The organism is Kitasatospora sp. NPDC042419, from assembly GCF_056437345.1.
In genome coordinates this window covers 766,884-793,435 of sequence record NZ_JBWKAW010000001.1, presented here as the reverse complement: position 1 = coordinate 793,435, position 26,552 = coordinate 766,884, and the positions used below count along the sequence as shown (strand labels likewise).

Here is a 26,552-nt window from a genome sequence, read left to right as displayed (position 1 = left end):
ACCAGCCCGCCCTCGCGATTTCCTGGAGCGCACGAGACGTGAGCAACATCCCCGAGACCGGCCGAACCCGGCGGGTGACGATCCGTCTGGTGGTCCTGCAGATCCTGGTGCTGTCGCTGCTCGCCACCCTCGGCGGACGGCTCTGGTACCTCCAGATCCGCAACGCCAAGGAGTACACCGCCAAGGCGACCGGCAACCACATCCGCGAGGTCGTCGAACCGGCCGTCCGCGGCGAGATCCTGGACGCCTCCGGCCGCATCCTCGCCGGCAACGAGACCAAGCTGGTGGTCTCGGTCAGCCGCACCTCGCTGCTCCAGCAGAAGGACGGCGGCAAGGCGGTGCTGACCCGGCTCGCCGAGGTGCTCGGCATGCCGGCCAAGGACGTCCAGGAGAAGGTCCGGCTCTGCGACCCCAAGACCCCGCAGCCCTGCTGGAACGGATCGCCCTACCAGCCGATCCCGGTCACCAAGGAGGCGACCACCCAGCAGGCGATGCAGATGATGGAGCGCCGCGAGGACTTCCCCGGGGTGACCGCGCAGCCCACCGCCGTACGCCACTACACCGGCGTCGAGGGCGCCAACATGGCCCAGGTGCTCGGCTACCTCTCGCCGGTCACCGACGAGGAGGTCTCCAAGACCGCCGACAAGGCCGGACTCGACCGCTACCTGCCGGCCGACCAGATCGGCCGGGCCGGACTGGAGTCGGTGTACGACCGCGACCTGCGCGGCACCGCCGGCATCACCAAGCTGGAGGTCGACAACCTCGGCCGGGTGATCGGCACCGCCGACAAGGCCGCCCCGCAGACCGGCAACAACCTGGTGACCAGCATCGACGCCAGGGTGCAGAAGGTCGTCGAGGACAACCTGGCGCAGGCGATGGCGGACGCCCGCAAGACCTGGGACAAGAACACCAAGCGCAACTACGAGGCGGACTCCGGCGCCGCGGTCGTGATGGACGTCAAGACCGGCCGGATCATCGCGATGGCCAGCGCCCCCAGCTACGACCCGAACATCTGGCAGGGCGGCATCTCCGGCAAGGACTACCAGGGGCTGACCAACAAGGAGTCCAACTACCCGCTGCTGAACCGGGCCATACAGGGTCAGTCCGCCCCCGGCTCCACCTTCAAGGTGGTCTCCACCGCGGCCGCCGCCCAGGCCGGCTACGCGCTCAACGGCAACTACCCGTGCCCGAGCAGCATGACCATCGGCGGCCGCGAGTTCAAGAACTTCGAGAGCCAGGGCCACGGCTCGATCACCCTCGCCCAGGCGCTGGAGGTCTCCTGCGACACCGTCTTCTACGGCCTCGCCTACGACCAGTGGCTGGCCGACGGCGGCATCAAGCCGAAGAAGGACACCGGCGACTGGTTCTACAAGACCGCCCACCAGTTCGGCCTCGGCGCCAAGACCGGCATCGACCTGCCCTCCGAGGCCACCGGCCGGGTGCCCGACCGGCAGTGGAAGCAGTCCTTCTACGACAACAACAAGGACGCCTGGTGCAAGCAGGCCGAGAAGGGCGGCAAGGAGTACGCCGACCTGATCGCCAAGGAGAACTGCGTCGACGGCTACGTGCTGCGCGCCGGTGACGCCGTCAACTACGCGATCGGGCAGGGCGACACCCTCGTCACCCCGCTGCAGATGGCGCGGATCTACTCGGCGCTGGCCAACGGCGGCACGCTCTGGCGGCCGACCGTCGCCAAGGCGGTGATAAGCCCGGGCGGCGAGCTGGTCCGCGAGATCGCCCCGCACGAGGACGGCAAGCTGCCGACCGACGCCAAGACCCTGCAGTACATCGACGAGGCCACCAAGGGCGTCGTGTCGACCGGTACCGCCGCGTGGAAGTTCACCGGCGCCGGCTGGCCGCAGGGCAAGATCGAGCTGCACGCCAAGACCGGCACCGCCGAGGTCGAGGGCAAGCAGACCACCTCGTACCTGACCACCTACAGCCGCGACTACGCGGTCGTGATGACGATAAGCCAGGGCGGCACCGGCTCCGGCGGCTCCGGCGACTCCGTCCGCCGGATCTACCAGGCGCTCTACGGCGTCGACGACAAGGGCAACATCGACAACGGCAAGGCCCTGCTGACCACGCCGCAGGCCGAGCTGCCGAAGTTCAACGCCGACGGCACCGCGATCATCAAGCAGGCCTCGTTCGGCGGGACGCCCGCCGGGGAGCCCGGCGACCCCGGGGTGACCGGCGCCGCGCCGCGGGTCTTCCTGGACCCGGCGCGGCCGGCCGGGGAGGTCGTGGTGCCCGTCGCGGCGCCCGCGGCCGTCGAACCCACCCGCTCCACCGGAAGGGGCCGGGCATGACCTTCTACGGCTCGTACCGCCAGCTGCGGCTCGTCCCGCAGCGCGGCGGGGTCCCCAGGTCGCTCGCCAAGGACTCCCCGCTCTGGCGGATCGACTGGATACTGCTGCTGGCCGCGGTGGTCCTCTCGCTGGGCAGCTCGCTGCTCGTCTGGTCGGCCACCCGCGGGCGGGACTCGCTCACCCACGGGGACCCGCAGTACTTCCTGTACCGGCACCTGACCAACGTCATGATCGGCGCCGTGCTGTGCGCGGTGGTGATAGCGATAGGGAGCCGGCGGTTCCGGACGGTGGTGCCGTTCCTGTACGCCGGCGTCATCGTGCTGCTGCTGGCGACGCTGAGCCCGCTCGGCTCGACCATCAACGGCCAGCACTCCTGGATCCAGTTGGGCGGCGGCTTCTCGGTGCAGCCGGCCGAGTTCGCCAAGCTGGCGATCGTGCTGGTGATGGCGGTCGTGCTGTCCGAGCAGGTGGACGCGGGGGAGCGGGAGTTCCCGGCGAACCGGGCGGTGTTCCGCGGGCTGGTCTGGGCGACGCTGCCGATGGCGATCGTGATGCTGATGCCGGACGCCGGCTCGGTGATGGTCATGGCGGTCATCGTGCTCGGCATCCTGCTTGCCTCCGGCGCGGCCAACCGCTGGGTGTTCGGGCTGATCCTGGCGGGCGTCGGCGGCTGCGTGGCGATCTGGAAGCTCGGGGTGCTGAGCAAGTACCAGATCGACCGGTTCGCGGCCTTCGCCAACCCGGCGCTCGACCCGTCCGGCGTCGGCTACAACACCGCCCAGGCGCGGATCGCGATCGGCTCGGGCGGGCTGACCGGCAAGGGGCTGTTCCACGGGACGCAGACCACCGGGCAGTTCGTGCCGGAGCAGCAGACCGACTTCGTCTTCACGGTGGCCGGCGAGGAGCTCGGCTTCCTCGGGGCGATGGCGATCATCGTGCTGCTCGGTGTGGTGCTCTGGCGGGCCTGCCGGATCGCCCGGCAGGCCACCGACCTGTACGGCACGATCGTGGCGGCCGGGGTCGTCGCCTGGTTCGCGTTCCAGGGGTTCGAGAACATAGGGATGTGCCTGGGCATCATGCCGGTGGCCGGCATCCCGCTGCCGTTCGTCTCCTACGGAGGGTCGTCGATGTTCTCGACCTGGGTGGCGATCGGGTTGTTGCAGGCGGTGCAGAGCCAGCGGCCGATAGCGGCCTGAGGGCGTTACGGCGCAGTGCCGGCGGAGTGTCGCCGGAGTGCCGGTGCAGTGCCGGCGGCGGGGCCGGTCCGGGGGTGTCCCCGGGCCGGCCCCGTCGGCGTTCCGGGGGCTACCAGGCGTCCCAGTGCGCGATCCGGTCGGTGGGGACGCGCGGCCCGGGGCGGAAGTCGGTGCCGATGGTGTGGGCGAGCGGGACGAGTGCGACCTGGGCCACCGTCTCGTAGGGGATGCCGAGCAGTTCGGCGGCCTCGCGCTCGTAGTGCAGGTGCGGGGTGGTCCAGGCGGTGCCGAGGCCCCGGGAGCGGGCGGCCAGCATGAACTGCCAGGTGGCGGGGAGGATCGAGCCCCAGGCGTTGGCCTGGCCGACGTGCGTGCCGAGTTCGTGCCGGCCCTCGATCCGGACGCAGGGCACCACCAGGACCGGTACCTCGTGCAGGTGGTCGAAGAGGTGCTGGGCGCTCTCGGCGAGGCGCAGCCGCCGGGCGGTGTCCTCGGTGGTGCGGTCCAGGCCGGTGCGGACGACCGCCTGGCGGGGGTGGACCAGGCCGAGCCGGTAGAGGTCGGCGAGGGCGGCGCGCCGGGCCGGGTCGGTGACGACCACGAAGTCCCAGCGCTGGCGGTTGCGGCCGGTGGGGGCCTGGGTGGCGAGGGCCAGGCACTCCTCGACCAGGTCCCGGCCGACCGGCCGGGTGAGGTCGAGCCGCTTGCGCACGGCGCGGGTCGTGGTGAGGAGCTGTTCTGCGGTCAGGTCGGGGTGCGGCACGGCCGTGGCCTCCGGGGTCGGACGGGCCGGCCGCGCGGGGCGGGGCCTCAGTCGGCCGGCGGGACGTCGAGGAGCTTGCGGGTGAGGCGGACCAGGGTCTCCCGTTCGCCCGGGGTGAGCGCGGCGAAGGCGTGGTCCAGGACGGGGGCGATGGCGCGCTCGGCGTCGGCCAGGGCGGCGGCCCCGTCGGGGGTCGGGGTGACGGCGTAGGCGCGGCGGTCCCGGGGGTGGCGCTCGCGGCGGACCAGGCCGGCGTCCTCCAGGGCGTCCACGCAGCCGACCATCACGCTGCGGTCGATCCGCAGCTGCTCGCTGAGCTCCTGCTGGGTGCAGCTGCCGACGGCGTCGAGCATCTTGAGCACGAGGTGCTGGGCCACCGTCAGGGGTGCTCCGGAGAGCTGCTCGTCGATGGACCGGGCGACCGCGGTGGTGGCCCGGCAGAGCGCGATGTCGGGGCGGTCCTGGGTGAGCGCGGCGAAGTACCGCCGGCGCTCGCCGCTGTCGTCCGCCCGGCTCGGGGAGGCGAGGCGGGGGGTCCGGGGGGCGCCGGCCATCGGGACTCCTTCGGTGGTGGACGGCCAGCATAACGCTCCCCGGAGATTGTTTGACGGTAGATGATTTTCGCTGCTACGTTCCGAGCGTACTTGATCGAGCATCAGATTGTTGACAGTCAGATCAATTTGGGGGGTCGGGATGGCCGGAGGAGACGGTGCGGACGCGGCGGGCGGCCGTGGCGGGGGAACGGCCGCGGCGGACGGCGGCACGGCGGGGGAGGAGTGGCTCGACCCCGCGGACCGGCGGCTCGGCTGGGACGGCGTCTGCGGCTTCGAACGGGCCGGCGGCACCGTCCTGCCCCTGCGGATCCCGCAGGAACGACTCGGCACCGCGCTCTCGGACAACTTCGTCCGGCTCGCCCGGCTCCCGGCCGGAGTCCGCTTCGCCGTCCGCACCGACGCCGCCGCACTGCTGCTGGACCTGGACGCCGAGCCGGGCGGCGCGCCGCTGGACGTCCTCGCCGACGGCGTCATCGTCCACCGGCGCCGCCTCGGGCCCGGCCGCCACCGGCTCGACCTGGCGCTGCCGGGCCGCCCGGTGGAGGTGGCGGTCTGGCTGCCGCACCTGTCCCTCACCCGGCTCGCCGCGGTCGGCCTGCGCGGCCACCGGCTGCTGGCGCCCGTCGACCGCGCCGGCCCGCGCTGGATCGCCTACGGCAGCTCGCTGACCCACGCGATGTTCCCCGACGGGCCCTCCGCGAGCTGGACGGCACTGCTCGCCCGCCGCCTCGGCTGGCGGCTGCGCAACCTCGGGTTCGCCGGCGAGGCCTACCTGGACCCGCTGGTCGCCCGGGTGATCCGGGACACCCCCGCCGACCTGGTCACCCTGGAGATCGGCACCAACGCCTACATCCGCTCCGCCTTCACCGCCCGCAGCTGGGGCCCCGCCGTCTGCGGCTTCGTCGAGACGATCCGGGACGGGCACCCGGACACGCCGGTCGCCGTGATCGCCGCACTGCCCTCGGTGGAGCGCGAGCGGGTGGCCAACGCGGCCGGACTGACCCTCGCGGACGTCCGGGACCTGACCGCCACGGCCGTCCGGGTGCTCCAGCGGCTGGGCGACCGCCGGCTGCACCTGGTCGACGGCCGGGACGTGCTGCCGGTCGCCGAGGCGGACGGGCTGTACGCGGACGGCCTGCACCCGACCCCCGAGGGGGAACACCGGCTGGCCGGCCTGGCCGAGCCCTTCCTGGGACCGCTGGCCGCCCGGCCCTGACCGGCCGGGCGGGCGGTCAGACCGGCAGCAGGAGCTCGGCGGCGGCCAGCGCCGCCCGGGCCTGGTGGGACACCTGGGCGTCGACCGGCACCCAGCGGGCGCCCAGCCGGTGCAGGCCGTCCAGGCTCGCCGCGACGATGGCCCGGGCCCGCGCCCGGGCCGCGTCCGCCGCGGGGCCGCCGGAGTCCGCGAGCAGCCGCAGCAGCATCGAGGCGACCCGCAGCGGCAGCCGCTCCGCGACGATCCGGGCGGTCGTCACCCGGGACACCGACAGCGGCGCCTCCGACCACTCCGTCCGCCACTCCTCCAGCAGCAGTGGGCAGACGTCCAGGTTGAACTCGATCGAGCGCAACAGCGGCCCGTACGCCACCCCGGCGTGCGGCGGCACCTGCGGCAGCAGCCCGACCAGCTCCTCCACCCGGTCGCCCAGGGTGCGGGCGGCGGCCCGTACGGCGGCGCGCGCGTTCGGGTGCGGGCGGGAGTCGCCGACCGCGTCGATCGCCCACATCGGCACCTCCAGCACGGCCGTCACCCCGCCGTACCGGCCCGCGTACGACCAGGTGGACAGCTCCGGACGGTCCGGCAGCGCCTGCGAACCGCCGCCCGGCGCCGGCATCACGTACGCGCCGGGAGCCGGGCTGTCCCAGCCGACCGCGTCGTAGGAGTCGACGTCCAGCGGGATACCGGCCCGCGCCACCGAGCGCGCGAACCCCTCGGCCAGCCCCGGCAGCGGCCGGGTCAGCTGCACGAACGCGCCGCCGAAGTCCACACCGTGCAGCGAGCACTGCAGGACCGGGCGCAGCTCGTCGATCAGGCCGGTCAGCACCCGGCTCTCGGGCATCGGCAGGCGGTCGCCGTCCGGCGCCGGCGGCAGCTCGGGCTGCTCGTCGAACGCGGGTCGGAAGAAGTGCTCGTAGTGCCGGGCCGGGGTGAGCGGGCCGTGCAGCCAGCCCTCGTTGAGGGCGGCGCCGTCCGGGTCCAGGCAGAGCAGCACGTGCCAGCCGGCCCCGGGGCGGGGCGGCAGCTCCAGCACCCGCTCGGCCAGCCGGACCGCGGCGGCCACGCCCACCGGCTCGTTCGGGTGCGGGCCGCCGACCGCCAGCACGGCGTGCTCCCCGTCGTCGACGGAGAGCAGGACCAGCGGCCGGCCGGCGCGGGAGCGGCCCACCTCGCGGACGCGGCAGCGGTCGGGGTGGCGGCGGGCCAGCCGGTGGGCGGCCGACACCGCGCGGGCCACCGTCGGGTAGCCCTCGGCGTCCTGGCGCGGTGGTCCGATCCGGCGTACCCGTGGGCCCGTGTCGGTCATGGCTCTCCTGTCCTCGGGCACGCCCGTGCGCGGGCGGCGGTATGGCCTGTCCTCGGGGGCTGTCCTCGGGGCTCTGCTGCGGGGGGCTGGGCGGGGGTCTGCGGTGGGGCTTTTGCTGCGGGGTTCGGTCCGCGGGGGTTCGGTCCGCGGAGAGGTGCTGCGGATGCTGCGGGTGCTGCGGGGAGTGACGGCGGTGCTGCGGTGAGGTGATGAAGTGGTGAGGTGAAGGTGCTGCGAGGAGCCCGCTCTGCGGGGGCATACCCGGGCGGGCCGTCCGGCTACCGTGCGCGGGGCGGCCTCGCCGCGGCCGGTGCCGGTCCGCCGGGGCGGATCAACCGCCCGCGGCACCGGGCGGGAGGACCGCGGTCCCGAGCGCGAGGCCGGGGCCGGTTGCCTTGTGCATGGTCAACTCCCTTGCCTCGACGGCGTACAGGACCCTCCGGCAGAGCCTTGCCAGTACCGCACGCGGCCTCCGAGCGTGTCAACCACCGCCGACGCCGCACCGTCGGGCGGCGTTCACCTGCCGGGGCGGCCCCGGCCGCCCGGGCGTCGGCCCCGTGCGGGCCGGAAAGAGCCCGTCGCGATTCGGCTACCCTTGAGGGTCACCCCTCCAAGCCGTCGCCAGCAGTGCGCGCGGCGGTCGTCAAACGTCGTAAGGGTTCCTAGTACATGACTGTCGAATCGGTCTTCCCACGCCTGGAGGCCCTCCTCCCGCACGTCCAGAAGCCGATCCAGTACGTCGGCGGCGAGCTCAACTCGACCGTCAAGGACTGGGACGCCTGCGACGTCCGCTGGGCGCTGATGTATCCCGACGCCTACGAGGTCGGCCTGCCCAACCAGGGCGTCATGATCCTCTACGAGGTGCTCAACGAGCAGGAGGGCGTGCTGGCCGAGCGCACCTACAGCGTCTGGCCGGACCTGGAGGCCCTGATGCGCGAGCACGGCGTCCCCCAGTTCACCGTCGACGCCCACCGCCCGGTGCGCGCCTTCGACGTGTTCGGGCTCTCCTTCTCCACCGAGCTCGGCTACACCAACATGCTCACCGCCCTCGACCTGGCCGGCATCCCGCTGAACGCCCGGGACCGGGGCGACGACGACCCGATCGTGCTGGCCGGCGGCCACGCCGCGTTCAACCCCGAGCCGATCGCGGAGTTCATCGACTGCGCCGTGATCGGCGACGGCGAGCAGGCCGTGCTCGACATGACCAAGATCATCAGGGCCTGGAAGGAGGAGGGCCGCCCCGGCGGGCGCGAGGAACTGCTGCTGCGCCTGGCGCGCACCGGCGGCGTGTACGTGCCCGCCTTCTACGACGTCGAGTACCTGCCCGACGGCCGGATCGCCCGCGTCGTGCCCAACGCTCCCGGCGTGCCGTGGCGGGTCTCCAAGCACACCGTCATGGACCTCGACGAGTGGCCCTACCCCAAGCAGCCGCTCGTCCCGCTCGCCGAGACCGTGCACGAGCGGATGTCCGTCGAGATCTTCCGCGGCTGCACCCGCGGCTGCCGCTTCTGCCAGGCCGGCATGATCACGCGCCCCGTGCGGGAGCGAAGCATCACCGGCATCGGCGAGATGGTGGAGCGCGGGCTGAAGGCCACCGGCTTCGAGGAGGTCGGCCTGCTGTCGCTCTCCTCCGCCGACCACACCGAGATCGCCGACGTCGCCAAGGGCCTCGCCGACCGCTACGCCGAGGACAAGATCGGCCTGTCGCTGCCGTCCACCCGCGTCGACGCCTTCAACATCGACCTCGCCAACGAGCTGAGCCGCAACGGCCGCCGCTCCGGCCTCACCTTCGCCCCCGAGGGCGGCAGTGAGCGCATGCGCAAGGTGATCAACAAGATGGTGTCGGAGGAGGACCTCATCCGCACCGTCGCCACCGCCTACGGCAACGGCTGGCGCCAGGTGAAGCTGTACTTCATGTGCGGCCTGCCCACCGAGACCGACGAGGACGTGCTCCAGATCGGGGAGATGGCGAAGAACGTCATCCAGAAGGGCCGCGAGGTCACCGGCCAGAACGACATCCGCTGCACCGTCTCCATCGGCGGGTTCGTGCCCAAGCCGCACACCCCGTTCCAGTGGGCCCCGCAGCTGTCCGCCGAGGCCACCGACGCCCGCCTCGCCAAGCTGCGCGACTCCATCCGCGGCGACCGCAAGTACGGCAAGAACATCGGCTACCGCTACCACGACGGCAAGCCCGGCATCGTCGAGGGCCTGCTCTCCCGCGGCGACCGCCGGATCGGCGCCGTCATCCGGGCGGTCTACGAGGACGGCGGCCGCTTCGACGGCTGGCGCGAGCACTTCTCGTACGACCGCTGGATGGCCTCCGCCGAGAAGGGCCTGGCCGGCACCGGCGTCGACGTCGACTGGTACACCACCCGTGAGCGCACCTACGAGGAGGTGCTGCCCTGGGACCACCTGGACAGCGGCCTCGACAAGGACTGGCTCTGGGAGGACTGGCAGGACGCCCTGGAGGAGGTCGAGGTCGACGACTGCCGCTGGACCCCCTGCTTCGACTGCGGGGTGTGTCCCCAGATGGACACCAGTATCCAGATCGGCCCCACCGGCAAGAAGCTGCTGCCACTGACCGTGGTCAAGTAACCGGATATATGGAAGTGCCCCCATCGGATACATCCGATGGGGGCACTTCCATATTCCGAAACATATTCGATATAGTATGCTTCTGGTTGTCAATTTGATATTGAGAAGTGGCGGTGTACAAAGTGGCCAAGACGATGATCGATATCAATGAAGAAGCCCTCGCCCTGGCTGCCGAGGTACTCGGCACGAAGACCAAGAAGGACACCGTCAACGCCGCCCTGGAGCAGGTCGGACTGCGCTACCGGCGGGAGCGGGCGCTCGCCCACCTGACCGCGATGGCCGACGAGGGGGCGTTCGACGGGCTGCTGGACCCGGGCTTCGAAGAAGAGGCGTGGCGCTGAATGGCCGGTGCTGAACAGTTCCTGATCGACAAGTCGGCGCACGTGCGGATCCTCCGCGCGGGTCTGCGCGACGTCTGGGGCGAGGTGCTGCTGGCCGGCCGGATCGCCCTGTGCCCGCCGACCGAGGCGGAGATCCTCTACTCGGCCAGGTCCGCGGACGACTACCGGCGGATCAAGGCGTCCCTGGCGGACGTCTACGGGTGGGCCGTGGTGCCGGACAACGCGTGGCAGCGGCTGCTGTCGATCCAGGAGCGGTTGGTCGCCAACGGGTGCCACCGGTCGGCGGGAATTCCCGACCTGCTGGTCGCCGTCACCGCGATGCACCACGGACTGACCGTGCTGCACTACGACCGGGACTTCGAGACCATCGCCCAGCACACCGACCTGAAGGCCAGGTGGCTGGCCGAACCCGGGTCGCTGGACTGACCGGCTGCGCGCCTGGCCAGGGGCGGAGCGAGGGGGTGGCGGGGGCGCGTACCCTTTGAGGTGACAGAGTCCGGACAGTGGCGGGAAGCCGCCGCCGCGACGGACGGGGACAACTGACTAAGGACTGAGCGACCCTGGCACGCCGTACGCCCGACGGTCCGCCGCCCGCGCCGACGGTGCAGCGGATCCGTCTCCGCTACACCAAGCGCGGCCGGCTCCGCTTCACCAGCCACCGTGACTTCCAGCGCGCCTTCGAGCGCGCCCTGCGCCGGTCGGCGGTGCCGATGGCCTATTCGGCCGGCTTCACCCCGCACCCGAAGGTGTCCTACGCCAACGCCGCGCCGACCGGCGTGGCCAGTGAGGCGGAGTACCTGGAGATCGGGCTCGCCGCAGCGCGCGACCCCGAGCAGCTGCGCGCCCAACTGGACGAGTCGCTGCCCGCCGGTCTGGACGTCATCGACGCCGTCGAGGTCCGGACGCCCAACTTCGTGGAGCGCCTGGAGGCCTCCGAGTGGCAGGTCCGCCTGGACGGTGTCACGCCGGAGGACGCGGCGCGCGCGGTCGGGCTGTTCCTGGCCCAGGAGCGGGTCGAGGTCGAACGCCTCACCAAGAACGGCGTGCGGGTCTTCGACGCGCGCGGCGCGGTGGCGGCGCTCGAAATCGCCCCGCCGCAGGTCGACGGCGGTGCGGACACGGACGGCGAAGGGGGCCGCGATGTTCGGACCGGGCGTCCCTGTGCGATACTGCGCCTGGTAGTACGACACGCCACACCCGCCGTACGACCCGACGACGTGTTGTCCGGTCTCCGTGCGACGGCCGACCTGGCGCCGCCGGTCCCCGCAGAGGTGACCAGGCTGGCGCAGGGGCCGCTCGACGAGGGGACCGGCACGGTGACCGACCCGTTGGCGCTCGACCGCGCCGCGGCCCAGGCCGGCCCTCTGACGGCCGGCGAGCCGCGCGCAACCGCGTCCGCCTAGCGGGCGGAGGCCGGGTCCAGTTACACACTGGGCCCGCTGGTCCTCCAGGCCCCCGCTGCTCCCCAGGGGAGCGAGCGTCGTCGAAGCACAGGCCGGCCTCTTGCGGCCCGCCGACCCCGATGGTCGGTGGGCCCGAGGACCCCGTCCGGGAGCCACCCGGGGTTGGGGGACGGCGCAGCTTGGGAAAACCTCAGAAGACTGGTCAGACCAGAAGACTTTCGACACCCCGCCGAGTGCGGGGCGCCGAGCGAGACTACGAGCCCCTGTGCGGCCTCGCGTCCGCGCGGCGGCACCGTGAAGGGTCCGGCCCGAGCATCATCGTGATGCCGGCCGGCGCCACCGGTGCCCCGCCGTGCCAGGATGCGGAGCCCGGGGGCCTGACGGGAGATCCACCCGCATGCTCGATAACACCGATCCGCAGCAGTCTGCGGCGACGGAACAGAACGACACCGCCGTGACCGGTGGCGAGGGCGCGTCCGCCGCGCCGCCGCGCCGGCGCCGCCGCGCGGTGTCCCGCCCGGCCGGTACGCCCCAGGGCGCGGCCGCGGCCGCCGCAGAGACGGTCATCCCGGCCGAGGCCGAGGTGAAGCCGGCCGAGACGCCGGCCCCCGCCGCCGAGCCGTCCGCCGCCGAACCGGCGGCGGAGAAGCCGGTGCGCGCCCGCCGGACCCGCAAGCGGGCCGAGGCGCCCGCCGGGGCGCCCGAGGCGACCCCGATCGTCGTCACCGCGCCGGACGCCGGCGCGACGGAGGCCCCGGTCGCCGAGAAGCCGGCCGCGAAGGCCGCCAGGGCGGAGAAGACCGAGAAGGCCGAGAGCTCCGCCGACCAGGCGGAGCAGGTCACCGAGAAGGCCGAGAAGCCCGCGCGGGCCCGCCGGACCCGGAAGAAGGCCGAGGCCGCTCCGGTCGAGGCGCCGGTCGCCGAGGAGACGCCCGCCGTCGAGGAGCCGGCCGCCGCCCAGGCCGAGCCGGTCGAGGCCCCGGCGGAGGAGGCGCCCGCCGCGCCGGCCCGCCGTGCCCGCCGCCGCCGGGTGGTCGAGGCGACCCCGGTCGCCGAGGCCCCGCTGGAGGAGCCGGCCGCCGAGGAGCCGGTCACCGAGGAGGAGCCGGCCGTCGAGGAGCCCGTCGCCGAGGAGCCCGCCGCGGCGCCCGCGCCGGTCGCCGAGCCCGAGCCGGTCACCGGCCGGGTGCGCCGCCGCGCGGTCCGCCCGTCCACCGCGATCTTCCAGGCGCCGGTCTTCCAGGAGCCGGCCCCCTACGTCGCCCCGCCCGCGGCGCAGCCCGCCGCCGCGGCTGCCGCGGCGGCCGCCCAGGCCGAGGCCCCGGTCGAGGCCGCCGAGGCGCCGGAGCAGCTGCGCGCGGAGGAGGACGAGTTCGAGTACAGCGGAGTCGGCCGCCGCCGCCGCACCCGCACCCAGGTCCGGGTGCAGGCCCCGTCCCGGCAGCGGAGGGCCGCCGCGGAGAAGCCTGCCGCGGAGAAGCCGGTCGTCGAGAAGCCCGTCGCGGAGAAGCCCGTCGCGGAGAAGCGCGCCGTCGTCGCCGAGCCGGTCGAGGCGCCCGTCGCCGAGGCCCCCGTCACCGGCCCCGAGGCCGAGGACGAGTGGGAGGACGGCCGTCCGTCGCGCCGTCGCCGCCGGGGTGGCCGTCGCCGCCGTCGCGGTGAGGCCGAGGAGGCCGAGGTCGAGACCACGGAGGCCGGGAAGGCCGCCGACGAGGCGCTCGCGGCCGCCGAGGACGAGGAGGACGACGAGGACGACCTCGCCGCCGGCCTGTCCTCCTCCCGCCGCCGCCGTCGCCGTCGCCGCCGCAGCGGTGAGGCCGGCGCCGTCGAGGCCCCCGAGACCACCGAGGACGGCGTCCGCACGGTGGTGAAGGTGCGCGAGCCGCGCCGTCGCTCCAGCGAGCCGTCCTTCGACCCGGACGAGGTGCAGTCCATCAAGGGCTCCACCCGTCTGGAGGCCAAGAAGCAGCGCCGCCGCGAGGGCCGCGAGCTGGGCCGCCGCCGGGTGCCGATCATCACCGAGGCCGAGTTCCTGGCCCGCCGCGAGTCGGTCGAGCGCGTCATGGTGGTGCGCCAGAACGGCCAGCGGACCCAGATCGGCGTCCTCGAGGACGGCGTGCTGGTCGAGCACTACGTCAACAAGGAGCAGGCCACCTCGTACGTCGGCAACGTCTACCTGGGCAAGGTCCAGAACGTGCTGCCGTCGATGGAGGCCGCCTTCGTCGACATCGGCAAGGGCCGCAACGCGGTGCTGTACGCCGGTGAGGTGAACTTCGGCGCGCTGGGCGGCCACGGCGGCCCGCGCCGGATCGAGTCGGTGCTGAAGTCCGGCCAGTCCGTGCTGGTGCAGGTCTCCAAGGACCCGATCGGCCACAAGGGCGCCCGCCTGACCAGCCAGATCTCGCTGCCCGGCCGCTACCTGGTGTACGTGCCCGAGGGCTCGATGACCGGCATCTCCCGCAAGCTGCCGGAGAACGAGCGCGCCCGCCTGAAGCAGATCCTCAAGAAGATCGTCCCGGACGACGCGGGCGTCATCGTGCGCACCGCCGCCGAGGGGGCCTCCGAGGAGGAGCTGACCCGCGACGTCCAGCGGCTGCAGCAGCAGTGGGAGGACATCCAGAAGAAGGCCACCAGCGGCAACGCGCCGGCCCTGCTGTACGGCGAGCCGGACATGACCGTCCGGGTCGTCCGCGACATCTTCAACGAGGACTTCACCAAGGTCATCGTCTCCGGCACCGAGGCGTGGAACACCATCCACGACTACGTGTCCAACGTGGCGCCGGACCTCGCCGGGCGGCTCCAGCGGTGGACCTCCGAGGTGGACGTCTTCGCGACCTACCGGATCGACGAGCAGCTGATGAAGGCGCTGGACCGCAAGGTCTGGCTGCCCAGCGGCGGCTCGCTGGTGATCGACCGCACCGAGGCGATGGTCGTCATCGACGTCAACACCGGGAAGTTCGTCGGCCAGGGCGGCAACCTGGAGGAGACGGTCACCCGGAACAACATCGAGGCGGCCGAGGAGATCGTGCGCCAGCTGCGGCTGCGCGACCTCGGCGGCATCATCGTGATCGACTTCATCGACATGGTCCTGGAGTCCAACCGGGACCTCGTGCTGCGCCGCCTGCTGGAGTGCCTGGGCCGGGACCGGACCAAGCACCAGGTGGCCGAGGTCACCTCGCTGGGCCTGGTGCAGATGACCCGCAAGCGGGTCGGCCAGGGCCTGCTGGAGTCCTTCTCCGAGCCGTGCGTGCACTGCAACGGCCGCGGCGTGATCGTCCACATGGAGCAGCCGAGCAGCCACGTCCACGGCAACGGCGGCGCGGTCGCCGTCGAGGCCGGCGCGGGCAGCGGCAAGCGCCGCCGCCGGGGCAAGGGCGGCGCGGCCCACGAGGAGCCGCAGGCCGTCGAGGCCGCGGAGGCCCTGGAGGTCGTCGAGGAGTTCGACGTCGAGCCCTTCGAGGCGCCGGTGCGCGAGGAGATCGAGGGCCAGCTGGCGATCGAGGTGCCGGGGGCCGAGGCTCCCGCCGAGGTCGAGCCGGTCGTCGAGACCGTCGTGGAGCCGGTCACGCAGGCCCCGGTGGCCGTCGAGCCGGCGCCCGTCGCGGCGCCCGCCGGGCGTACCCGCCGCCGTGCGGTGCGCAAGGCCACGGCCCCGGCCGGGGCGCCGGGCGAGGCGGAGATCGTGGTGCTGCAGGCCAAGGCCGAGGCGGCGCTGGAGTCGGCCCTCGCGGCCGCCGAGAAGCCGGTCGAGGAGGCCGTCGAGGAGGCCCCGGTCACCGAGCCGGTTGCCGAGTCCGCTGCCGCCGAGTCCGCTGCCGTCGAGCCGGCCGCCGTCGAGCCGGCTGCCACCGAGGAGGCCGCCGAGGCGGTCGCCCAGGAGACGGCCGAGGAGGGCGCGACCGAGGAGCCCGCCGAGGAGGCGCCGGCGCCGAAGAAGCGGGCGGCCCGCAAGACCGCCGCGAAGAAGACCACCGCTGCCGCCGCCAAGAAGACGACGACGGCGGCGAAGAAGACCACCGCCCGCAAGACCGCCACCAAGCGGACCAGCGCGGCGGCCAAGAAGGCGGCGGCCGCCGAGGGTGATACGGCGGCCGAGTAGTGCCCGGCCCGGGACGGACACGGTCCGTCCCGGGCCCGTACGGGCCGGTTTGCCCCAGAGGCGGCCGGTCCGTATTCTTGACCATCGGCGTGTCTACGCCTTGCTCCCGAGCACATCACCTTCCGGGCCCCTCGTCAGAGATGCCCGGGAGAGGCCCCTGTGTCCGTACCCAGGTGGCTGGCATCAGGAGCTCCGACCGAGTTAGGAAAGTGGGTACCGCATGTACGCGATCGTTCGCGCAGGCGGCCGCCAGCACAAGGTCGCCGTCGGCGACGTGCTGGAGATCGACCGTATCGAGGCCAAGCCGGGTGACTCGGTGGAGCTCTCCACCATCCTGGTCGTCGACGGTGAAGCTGTCACCTCCGACCCGTGGGTGCTGGCCGGCGTGAAGGCTCACGCCGAGGTGGTCGACCAGACCAAGGGCGACAAGATCGTCATCCTGCGCTACAAGAACAAGACCGGTTACCGTCGCCGCCAGGGTCACCGCCAGCAGCACACCGCTGTGCGGATCACGAGCATCGACTCCGTCAGCAAGTAAGGGGATAGCGAGATGGCACACAAGAAGGGCGCAAGCTCTACCCGTAACGGCCGTGACTCGAACGCCCAGCGCCTCGGCGTGAAGCGCTTCGGCGGCCAGGTCGTCTCGGCCGGCGAGATCCTCGTCCGCCAGCGCGGCACCCACTTCCACCCGGGTGCCGGTGTCGGCCGCGGTGGCGACGACACCCTGTTCGCGCTGACCGCCGGTGCTGTGCAGTTCGGCACCCGCCGCGGCCGCAAGGTCGTCAACATCGTGGCCACCGAGGCCTGAGTCACACCAGACTCACAATGGAGGGTGGGCCGGAATGTTCCGGTCCACCCTCTGTGCTTTACCGCAGGTAGCGACATCGCACCGCAGACTTCTTCGTACTGGAGGCACACCCCATGACCACCTTCGTGGACCGCGTCGAGCTCCACGTCGCCGCGGGTAACGGGGGCCACGGCTGCGCCTCCGTGCACCGGGAGAAGTTCAAGCCGCTCGGCGGCCCGGACGGCGGCAACGGCGGCGAGGGCGGCAGCGTCATCCTCACCGTCGACGCGCAGGTGACCACCCTGCTGGAGTACCACCACTCGCCCAAGCGCAAGGCGACCAACGGCAAGCCCGGCGCCGGCGGCAACCGCACCGGTGCCGACGGGCAGGACCTCGTCCTCGCGGTGCCGGACGGCACCGTCGTGCTCGACCGCCAGGGCAACGTGCTCGCCGACCTGGTCGGCCACGGCACCAGCTTCGTCGCCGCCCAGGGCGGCCGCGGCGGCCTCGGCAACGCGGCGCTCGCCTCGGCCCGCCGCAAGGCCCCCGGCTTCGCGCTGCTCGGCGAGCCCGGTGACGCCCGTGACATCGTCATGGAGCTCAAGTCCGTCGCCGACGTGGCCCTGGTCGGCTACCCGAGCGCCGGCAAGTCCTCGCTGATCTCGGTGCTCTCCGCGGCCAAGCCGAAGATCGCGGACTACCCGTTCACCACTCTGATCCCCAACCTCGGCGTGGTCACCGCCGGCGAGACCGTCTACACCATCGCCGACGTCCCCGGGCTGATCCCCGGCGCCAGCCAGGGCAGGGGCCTCGGCCTGGAGTTCCTGCGGCACGTCGAGCGCTGCTCGGTGCTGGTGCACGTGCTCGACTGCGCCACCCTGGAGCCCGGCCGCGACCCGCTGAGCGACCTGGAGACCATCGAGGCCGAGCTGTCCGAGTACGGCGGCCTGGAGGACCGGCCGCGCCTGGTCGCGCTCAACAAGGTCGACGTGCCGGACGGCCAGGACATCGCCGACCTCACCCGCGCCTCACTGGAGGAGCGCGGCTACCGCGTCTTCGAGGTGTCCGCCGCCTCCCGCAAGGGCCTGCGCGAGCTGAGCTTCGCGCTGGCCCAGATCGTCGGCGAGGCCCGCGCGGCCAAGCCGATCGAGGAGTCGACCCGGATCGTGCTGCGGCCGGCCGCCGTCGACGACGCCGGCTTCACCATCACCGAGGAGGACGGCGCCTTCCGCATCCGCGGCGTCAAGCCGGAGCGCTGGGTCCGCCAGACCGACTTCTCCAACGACGAGGCCGTCGGCTACCTCGCCGACCGGCTGGCCCGCCTCGGCGTCGAGGACAAGCTCTGGAAGGTCGGCGCCCACGAGGGCGACACCGTCATCATCGGTCCGGACGAGAACGCCGTCGTCTTCGACTGGGAGCCGACCATGGCCGCCGGTGCGGAGATGCTCGGCCGCCGCGGTGAGGACCACCGCTTCGAGAACCCGCGCCCGGCGGTCGACCGCCGCCGCGAGAAGCAGAAGGGCCGGGACGCCGCCGAGGCCGAGTTCCTCGCCTTCGAGGCGCTCTCCAGCGGCCGCCAGGCCGCCATCGAGGGCGACGACGAGGAAGACTGAGCCGGTACCGGACCACAAGGCCCCCATCGCCCGAACGGGCGGTGGGGGCCTGCTCGTCGACGGGGTTCCGGCTGCGCCCGGCCGCCCGCGCCGTGGCCCGGGCGGTGCCCTCGCCGCTGCCCGCCCCGCCGTCCGACCGCTGCCCGCCCCGCTGCCCGGCCGCTGTCCGGCGGGTGGAACGCGCTGCGGGCGGTCCGTACCGATCGCGTAGATTGCGGGGGTGGCGGCCGGGCCCGGCCCCGCCGTAACCGCACCACACCGGAGAGGCGAACAGCGAGATGAGCGAGGACTCCCTGCGGGCGGAGGTGCTGACCGCGCGCCGGATCGTCGTCAAGGTCGGTTCCTCCTCACTCACCACGGCGGCCGGCGGCCTCGACGCCGACCGCGTCGACGCCCTCGTCGACGCCATCGCCAAGGTGCGCGCCCGCGACGACGCCCCCGAGGTCGTCCTCGTCTCCTCCGGCGCCATCGCCGCCGGCCTCGCCCCGCTCGGCCTGGAACGGCGCCCCAAGGACCTCGCCCGCCAGCAGGCCGCCGCCAGCGTCGGCCAGGGCCTGCTGGTCGCCCGCTACACCGCCTCCTTCGCCCGCTACGGCATCCGGGTCGGCCAGGTGCTGCTGACCGCCGAGGACGCCAGCCGCCGCGCCCACTACCGCAACGCCTACCGGACCCTCGACCAGCTGCTCGCGATGGGCGCGATGCCGGTCGTCAACGAGAACGACACCGTCGCCACCGCCGAAATCAAGTTCGGTGACAACGACCGGCTGGCCGCGCTGGTCGCCCACCTGGTCCGGGCCGACCTGCTGGTCCTCCTCTCCGACGTGGACGGCCTCTACGACGGCGACCCCAGCCGCCCCGGCACCAGCCGGATCGCCGAGGTCGCCGGCCCGCACGACCTGGACGGCATCGAGATCGGCAGCGCCGGGAAGGCCGGCGTCGGCACCGGAGGCATGGTCACCAAGGTCGAGGCGGCCCGGATCGCCACCGGCGCCGGCATCCCCGTGGTGCTCACCGCCGCCAGCCAGGCCGCCGACGCGCTGTCCGGCCGCCCCACCGGCACCCTCTTCCTGCGCACCGGCAGCCGCTCCTCCGACCGCATGCTCTGGCTGGCCCACGCCAGCAGCCCGCGCGGCGCCCTGCACCTCGACGCCGGTGCCGTCCGCGCCGTCGTCTCCGGCGGCGCCTCGCTGCTGCCCGCCGGTGTCGTCAAGGTGGACGGCGAGTTCGCCGCGGGCGATCCGGTGGACCTTCTTGCCGAAAACGGCCACATCGTGGCGCGCGGACTGGTCAACTTTGATGCGAGGGAGTTGCCCCGCCTGCTCGGCCGGTCCACCCGAGACCTGGCCCAGGAGTTCGGCGCCGCCTACGAGCGGGAGGTCGTCCACCGCGACGACCTGGTCGTCCTGCGCGGCTGACCGGCCGGTCGGCCGACCAGTCGGCCACGGGCGGCTCCGCACGGGGAGCACGCCCGGCCGCGGGCGAGGAGGGGCGCAGCCGTACGCGTCGGGCCGGGGCCGGCGGGCACGACGACACGACATCGCCGAACAGGAGGCCGCCGGTGGAACGCAGGCGCGAGGCAGCGCTGACCGGAGGGACGGCAGGCCGGCGGCTGAGCAGCATCGACGGCGGCGGGGACGACGCTCCCGCCGGTCCGGCCGGTCCGCCGCCCCAGGGGCCGGGTACGGTGCACCGGCTCCGGCCGGACCGGCGCGACGCGACCGAGCCGCCCGCCGTGCCCGAGCAGGCCCGGCTCTGGCACGTGGTGCTCAGCGTGGCCGGGCAGGTCACGCCGCTCTCCGCACTGCGGGCCGGGCTGGAGCGGCTGGCGCACGACCACTCGTTCTTCCTGACCGCCCGCTACGCCGCCGACCACGCGGAGATCCGGTACTGGGAGCAGGCCCGGGACCTGCACGACGCGGCGGCGATCGCGCTGCGGCTCTGGGGCGAGCACAAGGTGACCGCCAACCTGCCGCCGTGGGAGATCGTCGGCCTGGAGGTGGTGGACCGGGCGACGTACCACAAGCGGGTGGCCGAGGGGTTCGGCGGTGCGCAGCCGCACCTGGGCGGGGTCCACCCCTACTGAGCCCCGGCGGGCTCCTCCCGGGGGCCCGGCGCGCTCGGGCCGGGCGGGCGGTGCGGGTGCCGTCTCACCGGGCGAAATACCCGGCGGGCGGCGTCCGGGCAGTCGCTACCCTTGGCGCATGAGCAGCGATCCCGCCACCGCCGACAGCCCCGTTCTCGCCGTAGCGCGCCGTGCCAGGGAGGCCGCCGCCGACCTCGCCCCACTGCCGCGCAGGGCGAAGGACGCCGCGCTGCAGGCGATCGCGGACGCCCTGGTGGCCCGCGCCGGCGAGATCACCGCGGCCAACGCCGAGGACGTCGCCCGGGCCCGGGCCGCCGGTACCGCCGAGTCGGTGATCGACCGGCTGACCCTCACCGACGAGCGGATCGCCGCGATCGCCTCCGACGTCCGCGACGTGGCGGGCCTGCCCGACCCGGTCGGCGAGGTGATCCGCGGCTACACCCTGCCCAACGGCCTGGACGTGCGCCAGGTCCGGGTGCCGCTCGGTGTGGTCGGCATCATCTACGAGGCCCGCCCGAACGTCACCGTGGACGCCGCCGCGCTCTGCCTGAAGTCCGGCAACGCGGTGCTGCTGCGCGGATCGGCCTCCGCCTACCGGTCCAACACCGCGCTGGTCGCCGTCCTGCGCGACGCCGTCGCCGGGGCGGGGCTGCCCGCCGACGCCGTCCAGCTGGTGCCGGGCGAGAGCCGGGACTCCGTCCGGGAGCTGATGCGTGCCCGCGGTCTCGTCGACGTGCTGATCCCGCGCGGCGGCGCCTCGCTGATCCGCACCGTCGTCGAGGGTTCGACCGTTCCGGTGATCGAGACCGGTACCGGCAACTGCCACGTCTACGTGGACGCGCGGACGGACCTCGCGATGGCCGTCGGGATCCTGCTCAACTCCAAGGCGCAGCGGGTCAGCGTCTGCAACTCGGCGGAGACCCTGCTGGTCCACCAGGACGTCGCCGACGACTTCCTGCCGCTCGCCCTGGCGGCGCTCGCCGAGGCGGGGGTCACCGTGCACGGCGACGAGGCGGTCCTCAAGGCCGCCGAGGGCTCGGCCGCCACCGTGCTGCCCGCCACCGACGAGGACTGGGGGGCCGAGTACCTGTCCTACGACCTGGCGGCCGCCGTGGTGCCCTCGCTGGACGCCGCCGTCGCGCACATCCGCCGCTGGTCCTCCGGCCACACCGAGGCGATCGTCACCACCTCGCAGGCCGCCGCCCGGCGTTTCACCCAGCTGGTCGACTCGACCACGGTGGCCGTCAACGCCTCCACCCGGTTCACCGACGGCGGTGAGTTCGGCTTCGGTGCCGAGATCGGCATCTCCACCCAGAAGCTGCACGCCCGCGGCCCGATGGGCCTGCCGGAGCTGACCAGCACCAAGTACATCGTCACTGGTGACGGGCACGTGCGGGGCGAGGCGACGCAGACCGTGGGCGGCGCGGCCGACGCCGGCTGACCGGCCCCCGGGCGGCCCCGCCGGGCCGCCCGGGGCGGCCCGCGTCACACGGGTGATGGACCAACTGGGAGGAGCCACAGACAAATCGCCCTCCCGGTAATACGCTGAATCCGTGGCTGAGGATGTGGGGGGCTTGCCGTACCCCGACGGCGCCGACCACGGTGGTGCGGACGACGAGTTCGCCACCGTGGTCTTCGATGAGGCCTTCGTACGGTCCGCCGCCGTGCACGAGCCGACGGCCAAGGAGCGGCAGCTCGCCGCCGCCGAGGCCCGGTTCGAGCCGGACGCGGCCGGTCCGGCCTGGGGCTACGAGGCCCCGGCCGGAGACGGGGTGCCGCTGGAGCTCCGCCCGTACCCGAGCGGACTCGACGACGACCACCGCTACCCCGACCCGTGGACCGGCCCCGGCCGGGCCGCCGGGCGGAAGTCGCGCCGCTGGGGCCGGACCGGGTTCGACCCGCTCGGTGCCCGGCGCGGCCGTTACGTCGCCCAGCAGCGCTGGCACCGGCCGGTGGCCTGGGTGCTCGCTGTGATCATGGGCGTGGGCCTGATCGCCGTCGCGGTCGCTGCCGTCTACCAGGGTGTGGGCGGTGCCGGTGGCGCCCCCCGGAGGCCCGAGTCCGGCAGCAGCAGCCCGGGGAACGACCCGTCGCCGTCACCGGCCGAGCCGTCGCTGGTGGTGACCGCTCCGGCGGGCTGAACCGCCGACCGGCGGGGCCCGGGCCGAGCGCGCCCCGGGGCGGCCGCCAACGGTCACGGAGAGCTTCCGGTGATCTGTGTCAGAGGCCTCGTGGCGGGGCGATGATGCGGCTTACCCTGGTGTCATGGGTGACCCGCGAGAGCCTCCGGAGGGTGTGCCCGAGGGTGGTTCCGGAAACGATGACGAGTACCGGTCCGTCGTCTTCGACGAATCGTTCGTCCGGGCTGCCCGGATCCAGGAACTGTCGGCCCGGGAGCGGCTGGCCGGCGCGTACGGCCGGGCCACCCGGCCCAAGGTCCGGCTCGGTCCGCTGGGCACCGTGCCCCGGCAGGCGCTCGCGCTGCTGCTGGTGATCCTGCTGGCCTTCGCGGCCGCCGTCTACTTCGGCGTCAGCTCGCCGACCCGCCCCACCGCCCGGCCCGAGGGAAGCCAACTGACCGTCAGCCTGGTGGCGTTGAGCCCGGCTTCGGGGGTCCGGGCGGTCGCCGACCCGGCCAACCCGTTCGCCGGACTGCCGCCCGGCTACAGCGACGGCGCGGTCGGGCTCGGGACGCCGACCGGGACCGCCACCGGGCACTTCACGCGGGTGGAGGTGACCAAGGCGCTCGACACCGTCCAGCGCTACCTGGTCGCCTCCTCGCTCGCGCCCGCCACCTTGGTGCAGGGCGCGACCTCCGACGTGCGGGCCTTCGTCACCCCCGGCGAGCAGGCCCAGTTCGACGCCAGTGTCGCCCAGCCGACCGACGACCGGCACCACGCGCTGACCGGCTGGCTGGTCCGCTTCGACCCGGCGCAGGTCGCGCTGGCCGCCGACACCGTGAAGGTCGCGGGCGCGATGCGGATCGACGAGGCGGACAGCGGGACGCTGCAGATCACCACCGACCACACCTTCGTCTACGCGCTGAAGGCGGCCGGGGCGCCGAGCGGCGCGCCGGTCACCCTGGAGACCGTGCGGCGGCAGCTGACCTTCGAGTTCGACCGGACCGACCTGGCCTCGGCGCGGCTGCGGCTGGTGGACTCGGTGCTGCAGGCCGGGCCGGCGCCGTGCGACGGCTCGCTGGCCGGCTTCGTCCTGCCGGTGCTGGCGGGTGCGGAGCCCGCGGTGCCGCCCACCGGGCCGCCGGCCGTCGACCCGGGCAACCACGCCCGGCCCGCGTGGCAGGTGTGCGGGGTGCTGGCGGGGAGCTGAGGCGAGCCGCCGGGGGCCGTCACGCGGGCGCGTCCCGTGCGGCGCCGTGCGGGCGCGTCGCGAGGGCGCGTCCTACGGGTGGGGGAGCGGCTCAGCTCCCGTCGCGGGAGCCGTCGCCGTTGCCGGTGCTGCCGCTGCCGTTGCCCGTGCTGCCGTTGCCGTTGCGGGCGGCGCCGGTGAAGGTGTCGCGGAGCTTGCCGCCGACGGTGGCCGCACCGCCCGCGACGTCGCGGATCAGGCCCATCAGCGGGTCCTTGCTCTCCTTCACCGTGGTCGTGTAGTGGTCGGCGGCCGCCTTCCACTGGTCGCCGACCGAGGTGTCGGAGTCGTCGGTGCGCCGCGGGTAGGCACCGGCCAGGATCGAGCGGTACTCCTCGCCCTCCGCCCACTTCTTCAGCTGGGCGACCCGGACCACCGCGAACGGGTGGCTCTGCGGCAGCACCTGGAGCAGCTTGAGCACGCCGTCGCGGAGGTCCCCGGCCTTCTCGTACTCCTCGGCCTGCTCAAGGAAGGCGTCGACGTTCATCTCGGCCAGGTTGTGGCCGCCGGCCAGCTTCATCAGGGCCCGCATGGACGCCTGGAGGTCCTGCCCGGCCAGCAGGCCGGCCCGGTCGCTGGAGAGCTCGGCCTTGCGGAACCACTCCTTGAGCGCGGTGACGATGGCCATGATCGCCAGGTTGCCGAGCGGCACCCAGGCGATCCGGGCGGCGATGTTGGTGAGGATGAGCAGCATCGTCCGGTAGACCGCGTGGCCGGACATCGCGTGGCCGACCTCGTGGCCGATCACCGAGCGCAGCTCCTCCTCGTCCAGGAGCTCCACCAGGCCGCTGGTGACCACGATGATCGGCGTGTCGATGCCGATGCAGAACGCGTTGACCGCCGGGTCCTGGGTGACGTAGAGGTCCGGGACCTGTTCGAGGTCGAGCACGTAGGCGGCGTCACGGACCATGTCGTACAGCTCGGGGAACTGGCGCTCCGAGGTCTTCACGGCGGTGGCCAGGAACATCAGGCGGATCGAGCGCTCGGACACCAGGCCGGCGAGCTTCTTCAGCACGTCGTCGAAGCCGGTCAGCTTGCGCAGCGCGACCAGCGCCGAGCGGTCCGCCGGATGCTCCCAGGCCCGGGTGGAGATCTCCGGGAACCGCTGGCGGCGACGGCTCGGGGTCTTCGCGGTCGTGTCGGTCATGTGTGGGTCCCTCCTGGTCGACGGCGGCCCCGGCCGCTGGCCGGCCCCCGCTGGTCTTCGCCTGCAACGACTGTCTCTGCAACGTCCGCGGTTGCGTACTCGTCCCCGCGAACGCCCGGAGCGGGCCGGGAACGGCCGCCGGGGGTCCCGTCCGGCGACGCGCGCCCGGGGCCGGGGGGCGGTGGGCGGCGCCGGTGTGAGGCCGGTCTACCCTGAATGTCCGGGAGAGCCGAGCCAGACCTGGCCGCGGCACCGAGCAGTCCGAGGAGCCCGCAGATGTCCACCGAAGCCCTTGTCAGCCTGGCCACCCCGATCTCCGGGGAGGACGGCCCAGGGCTCTTCCTGCGGATCATCGTGGTGGCCTCGTTCGTCGGGGTCGGCCTGCTCGCCTGGCTCCTGCTGCGGGCCGGCCGCAACAGCTGACCGGCTGCCGGCGGACCGGCCGGACGGCCGTGTGCGGGCACCGGGCTCACGGCGGTTCAGACGCGGTGGGCCGCCGAGCGGTTGCGGTGTAACCCCCCGTACGATGACAGGTGGGCCCTCACCGGCCCGACAAACCTCCTGCCCGCCACCCGAGCCGAGAAGGTCCCGCCGACCATGAGCACTGCCGCCGCACTCCCCGTCCTTAACCTCCTCGCGAACGAGGGCGAGGGGGGCAACCACGACAGCCTCAACCCGTACCTGACGGGTGGCGCCGCGCTGTTCGTCCTTCTGCTGCTGCTCTTCGTGACGACCCGCTTCAACAAGGACCGCTAGGCCTCGACGCACCGCCGGGCCTCGACGGGCACCGCACCGCCGGGCCTCGGCAGGGGCCGTCGGGCCTCGGCGGGGGCCGTCGGCTCCCGGGGCGGGGAGCGGTGGCCGACGGCACGGGGAGCGTCCGGCGGAGCCGCCGGCCGCTCCCGTTCGCGTGCCCCGGAGGCCCGGCCCCCGGCTGTTCCCGCACCGTAACGGGCGTCGCGTAAGGTGTGGCGCCATGGGAGAGCAGACCGGGAACCCCGGCGGGTCGGCGCCGGTGAAGAGGCGCCTCGGTGTGATGGGCGGAACCTTCGACCCGATCCACCACGGACACCTCGTCGCCGCCAGTGAGGTCGCCAGCGCGTTCCACCTGGACGAGGTGATCTTCGTCCCGACCGGACAGCCCTGGCAGAAGAGCGACCGCCACGTCACCCCCGCCGAGGACCGCTACCTGATGACGGTCATCGCCACCGCGGAGAACCCGCAGTTCTCGGTCAGCCGGATCGACATCGACCGCGAGGGCCCGACGTACACCGTCGACACCCTGCGCGACCTGCGCGCGCTGCACCCGGACGCCGACCTCTTCTTCATCACCGGCGCCGACGCGCTCGCCCAGATCCTCTCCTGGCGGGACTCCGACGAGCTCTTCTCGCTCGCCCACTTCATCGGTTGCACCCGGCCGGGGCACACTCTGTCGGACGCCGGGCTTCCGGTGGGCGGGGTCTCCCTGGTGGAGGTCCCGGCGCTGGCCATCTCCTCCACGGACTGCCGCAACCGGGTCGCCAAGGGCGAACCGGTCTGGTACCTCGTCCCGGACGGCGTGGTCCGCTACATCGACAAGCGGGCGCTCTACGCGCCGCACCGGACCTGATCCCGGAGGGGCCGACGGATGAGCGATCGCAGGGGACCGCAGGGACCACAGGGGCAGCAGGGGCAGCAGGACGACTGGCCCGCCCAGCAGTACCAGCAGCAGTACCAGCAGGGTTACTCGCAGCAGGGCGGCTACGGCGGCGGGCAGCAGGAGTCGCCGTAC

Annotated in this window: 23 protein-coding genes; 19 read left to right on the top strand and 4 right to left on the bottom strand. The window is 73.5% G+C overall.

The genetic code is table 11. The features are described 5' to 3' along the window. The first annotated feature begins 38 nt into the window (after positions 1-38). Both mrdA and rodA read left to right on the top strand, forming a co-directional pair. Positions 39-2,309, top strand: coding sequence for a penicillin-binding protein 2 (gene mrdA / locus AC067J_RS03520; RefSeq protein WP_478296288.1), 2,271 nt, complete (start codon positions 39-41; stop codon positions 2,307-2,309). Beyond that, positions 2,306-3,505 carry a rod shape-determining protein RodA gene (gene rodA / locus AC067J_RS03515; RefSeq protein ID WP_478296287.1) on the top strand — a complete coding sequence of 400 codons (1,200 nt, stop codon included), beginning with the start codon at positions 2,306-2,308 and terminating at the stop codon, positions 3,503-3,505. Before mrdA ends, rodA begins: the two co-directional genes overlap by 4 nt. 109 nt (positions 3,506-3,614) lie before the next feature. On the opposite strand, the gene AC067J_RS03510 is transcribed toward rodA, so the two are convergent. Beyond that, positions 3,615-4,268 (bottom strand): nitroreductase family protein, encoded by a 654-nt coding sequence (locus tag AC067J_RS03510; RefSeq protein ID WP_478296286.1) that lies wholly within the window; start codon positions 4,266-4,268, stop codon positions 3,615-3,617. A gap of 47 nt (positions 4,269-4,315) precedes the next feature. Then, a complete protein-coding gene (locus AC067J_RS03505) occupies positions 4,316-4,822 on the bottom strand; it encodes a MarR family winged helix-turn-helix transcriptional regulator (protein WP_478296285.1) in 507 nt (168 codons plus the stop codon). A gap of 139 nt (positions 4,823-4,961) precedes the next feature. Here AC067J_RS03505 and AC067J_RS03500 point away from each other — a divergent pair, with 139 nt between their 5' ends. Next, positions 4,962-6,038 (top strand): GDSL-type esterase/lipase family protein, encoded by a 1,077-nt coding sequence (locus AC067J_RS03500; RefSeq protein ID WP_478296283.1) that lies wholly within the window; start codon positions 4,962-4,964, stop codon positions 6,036-6,038. 16 nt (positions 6,039-6,054) lie between these two features. Here AC067J_RS03500 and AC067J_RS03495 read toward each other — a convergent pair whose 3' ends face one another. After that, positions 6,055-7,344, bottom strand: coding sequence for a M14 family zinc carboxypeptidase (locus AC067J_RS03495; protein WP_478296282.1), 1,290 nt, complete (start codon positions 7,342-7,344; stop codon positions 6,055-6,057). Positions 7,345-8,013: 669 nt separating this feature from the next. Here AC067J_RS03495 and AC067J_RS03490 point away from each other — a divergent pair. From AC067J_RS03490 to AC067J_RS03430, 13 genes are all read left to right on the top strand, one after another. Then, the gene (locus AC067J_RS03490) at positions 8,014-9,939 is read left to right on the top strand and encodes a TIGR03960 family B12-binding radical SAM protein (RefSeq protein WP_478296281.1); all 1,926 of its coding nucleotides are present in this window, start codon (positions 8,014-8,016) and stop codon (positions 9,937-9,939) included. A gap of 134 nt (positions 9,940-10,073) precedes the next feature. Beyond that, positions 10,074-10,280, top strand: a complete 207-nt coding sequence (locus AC067J_RS03485; protein WP_478296280.1) for a type II toxin-antitoxin system VapB family antitoxin — start codon at positions 10,074-10,076, stop codon at positions 10,278-10,280. Further along, positions 10,281-10,706 carry a PIN domain-containing protein gene (locus tag AC067J_RS03480; protein WP_478296279.1) on the top strand — a complete coding sequence of 142 codons (426 nt, stop codon included), beginning with the start codon at positions 10,281-10,283 and terminating at the stop codon, positions 10,704-10,706. It abuts the gene before it with no gap. A gap of 176 nt (positions 10,707-10,882) precedes the next feature. Further along, positions 10,883-11,683 (top strand): TIGR03936 family radical SAM-associated protein, encoded by an 801-nt coding sequence (locus tag AC067J_RS03475; RefSeq protein WP_478296278.1) that lies wholly within the window; start codon positions 10,883-10,885, stop codon positions 11,681-11,683. A gap of 397 nt (positions 11,684-12,080) precedes the next feature. Continuing rightward, positions 12,081-15,782, top strand: coding sequence for an Rne/Rng family ribonuclease (locus AC067J_RS03470; RefSeq protein WP_478296277.1), 3,702 nt, complete (start codon positions 12,081-12,083; stop codon positions 15,780-15,782). Between the two features lie 220 nt (positions 15,783-16,002). Beyond that, a complete protein-coding gene (rplU, locus tag AC067J_RS03465; protein ID WP_030397424.1) occupies positions 16,003-16,320 on the top strand; it encodes a 50S ribosomal protein L21 in 318 nt (105 codons plus the stop codon). A gap of 12 nt (positions 16,321-16,332) precedes the next feature. Next, on the top strand, positions 16,333-16,590 hold the full coding sequence (gene rpmA / locus AC067J_RS03460; protein WP_209416555.1) for a 50S ribosomal protein L27: 258 nt from the start codon (positions 16,333-16,335) through the stop codon (positions 16,588-16,590). A 113-nt stretch (positions 16,591-16,703) separates the two neighbouring features. Further along, positions 16,704-18,182, top strand: a complete 1,479-nt coding sequence (obgE, locus tag AC067J_RS03455) for a GTPase ObgE (protein WP_478296276.1) — start codon at positions 16,704-16,706, stop codon at positions 18,180-18,182. Between the two features lie 278 nt (positions 18,183-18,460). After that, the gene (proB, locus tag AC067J_RS03450) at positions 18,461-19,597 is read left to right on the top strand and encodes a glutamate 5-kinase (RefSeq protein ID WP_327676856.1); all 1,137 of its coding nucleotides are present in this window, start codon (positions 18,461-18,463) and stop codon (positions 19,595-19,597) included. Between the two features lie 143 nt (positions 19,598-19,740). Next, positions 19,741-20,265, top strand: coding sequence for a hypothetical protein (locus AC067J_RS03445; protein WP_478296275.1), 525 nt, complete (start codon positions 19,741-19,743; stop codon positions 20,263-20,265). A 118-nt stretch (positions 20,266-20,383) separates the two neighbouring features. Beyond that, positions 20,384-21,706 carry a glutamate-5-semialdehyde dehydrogenase gene (locus AC067J_RS03440; RefSeq protein WP_478296274.1) on the top strand — a complete coding sequence of 441 codons (1,323 nt, stop codon included), beginning with the start codon at positions 20,384-20,386 and terminating at the stop codon, positions 21,704-21,706. A gap of 112 nt (positions 21,707-21,818) precedes the next feature. Then, a complete protein-coding gene (locus AC067J_RS03435; protein WP_478296272.1) occupies positions 21,819-22,406 on the top strand; it encodes an SCO2584 family spore wall biosynthesis protein in 588 nt (195 codons plus the stop codon). Positions 22,407-22,530: 124 nt separating this feature from the next. Then, positions 22,531-23,595: an SCO2583 family membrane protein gene (locus AC067J_RS03430; protein ID WP_478296271.1), complete on the top strand. Its 1,065-nt coding sequence runs from the start codon at positions 22,531-22,533 to the stop codon at positions 23,593-23,595. Positions 23,596-23,686: 91 nt separating this feature from the next. Here AC067J_RS03430 and AC067J_RS03425 read toward each other — a convergent pair whose 3' ends face one another. Then, a complete protein-coding gene (locus AC067J_RS03425; RefSeq protein ID WP_478296269.1) occupies positions 23,687-24,781 on the bottom strand; it encodes a M48 family metallopeptidase in 1,095 nt (364 codons plus the stop codon). Positions 24,782-25,057: 276 nt separating this feature from the next. On the opposite strand from AC067J_RS03425, the gene AC067J_RS03420 reads away from it, so the two are divergent. The 3 genes from AC067J_RS03420 to nadD all read left to right on the top strand — a co-directional run bounded on the left by AC067J_RS03420 (position 25,058) and on the right by nadD (position 26,390). Then, positions 25,058-25,204, top strand: coding sequence for a hypothetical protein (locus AC067J_RS03420; RefSeq protein WP_478296268.1), 147 nt, complete (start codon positions 25,058-25,060; stop codon positions 25,202-25,204). A gap of 174 nt (positions 25,205-25,378) precedes the next feature. Then, positions 25,379-25,537: a hypothetical protein gene (locus AC067J_RS03415; RefSeq protein ID WP_327676842.1), complete on the top strand. Its 159-nt coding sequence runs from the start codon at positions 25,379-25,381 to the stop codon at positions 25,535-25,537. 220 nt (positions 25,538-25,757) lie between these two features. Next, positions 25,758-26,390, top strand: a complete 633-nt coding sequence (nadD, locus tag AC067J_RS03410) for a nicotinate-nucleotide adenylyltransferase (RefSeq protein WP_478296267.1) — start codon at positions 25,758-25,760, stop codon at positions 26,388-26,390. Positions 26,391-26,552: the final 162 nt, after the last annotated feature.

Coding starts and splice junctions, on each gene's coding strand:
- nadD (WP_478296267.1), top strand. CDS start 25,758: ATGGGAGAGCAGACCGGGAACCCCGGCGGGTCGGCGCCGGTGAAGAGG.
- AC067J_RS03415 (WP_327676842.1), top strand. CDS start 25,379: ATGAGCACTGCCGCCGCACTCCCCGTCCTTAACCTCCTCGCGAACGAG.
- rplU (WP_030397424.1), top strand. CDS start 16,003: ATGTACGCGATCGTTCGCGCAGGCGGCCGCCAGCACAAGGTCGCCGTC.
- AC067J_RS03480 (WP_478296279.1), top strand. CDS start 10,281: ATGGCCGGTGCTGAACAGTTCCTGATCGACAAGTCGGCGCACGTGCGG.
- AC067J_RS03485 (WP_478296280.1), top strand. CDS start 10,074: ATGATCGATATCAATGAAGAAGCCCTCGCCCTGGCTGCCGAGGTACTC.
- AC067J_RS03425 (WP_478296269.1), bottom strand. CDS start 24,781: ATGACCGACACGACCGCGAAGACCCCGAGCCGTCGCCGCCAGCGGTTC.
- obgE (WP_478296276.1), top strand. CDS start 16,704: ATGACCACCTTCGTGGACCGCGTCGAGCTCCACGTCGCCGCGGGTAAC.
- rpmA (WP_209416555.1), top strand. CDS start 16,333: ATGGCACACAAGAAGGGCGCAAGCTCTACCCGTAACGGCCGTGACTCG.
- AC067J_RS03420 (WP_478296268.1), top strand. CDS start 25,058: ATGTCCACCGAAGCCCTTGTCAGCCTGGCCACCCCGATCTCCGGGGAG.
- rodA (WP_478296287.1), top strand. CDS start 2,306: ATGACCTTCTACGGCTCGTACCGCCAGCTGCGGCTCGTCCCGCAGCGC.
- AC067J_RS03505 (WP_478296285.1), bottom strand. CDS start 4,822: ATGGCCGGCGCCCCCCGGACCCCCCGCCTCGCCTCCCCGAGCCGGGCG.
- AC067J_RS03430 (WP_478296271.1), top strand. CDS start 22,531: ATGGGTGACCCGCGAGAGCCTCCGGAGGGTGTGCCCGAGGGTGGTTCC.
- AC067J_RS03470 (WP_478296277.1), top strand. CDS start 12,081: ATGCTCGATAACACCGATCCGCAGCAGTCTGCGGCGACGGAACAGAAC.
- AC067J_RS03500 (WP_478296283.1), top strand. CDS start 4,962: ATGGCCGGAGGAGACGGTGCGGACGCGGCGGGCGGCCGTGGCGGGGGA.
- proB (WP_327676856.1), top strand. CDS start 18,461: ATGAGCGAGGACTCCCTGCGGGCGGAGGTGCTGACCGCGCGCCGGATC.
- AC067J_RS03495 (WP_478296282.1), bottom strand. CDS start 7,344: ATGACCGACACGGGCCCACGGGTACGCCGGATCGGACCACCGCGCCAG.
- AC067J_RS03440 (WP_478296274.1), top strand. CDS start 20,384: ATGAGCAGCGATCCCGCCACCGCCGACAGCCCCGTTCTCGCCGTAGCG.
- AC067J_RS03490 (WP_478296281.1), top strand. CDS start 8,014: ATGACTGTCGAATCGGTCTTCCCACGCCTGGAGGCCCTCCTCCCGCAC.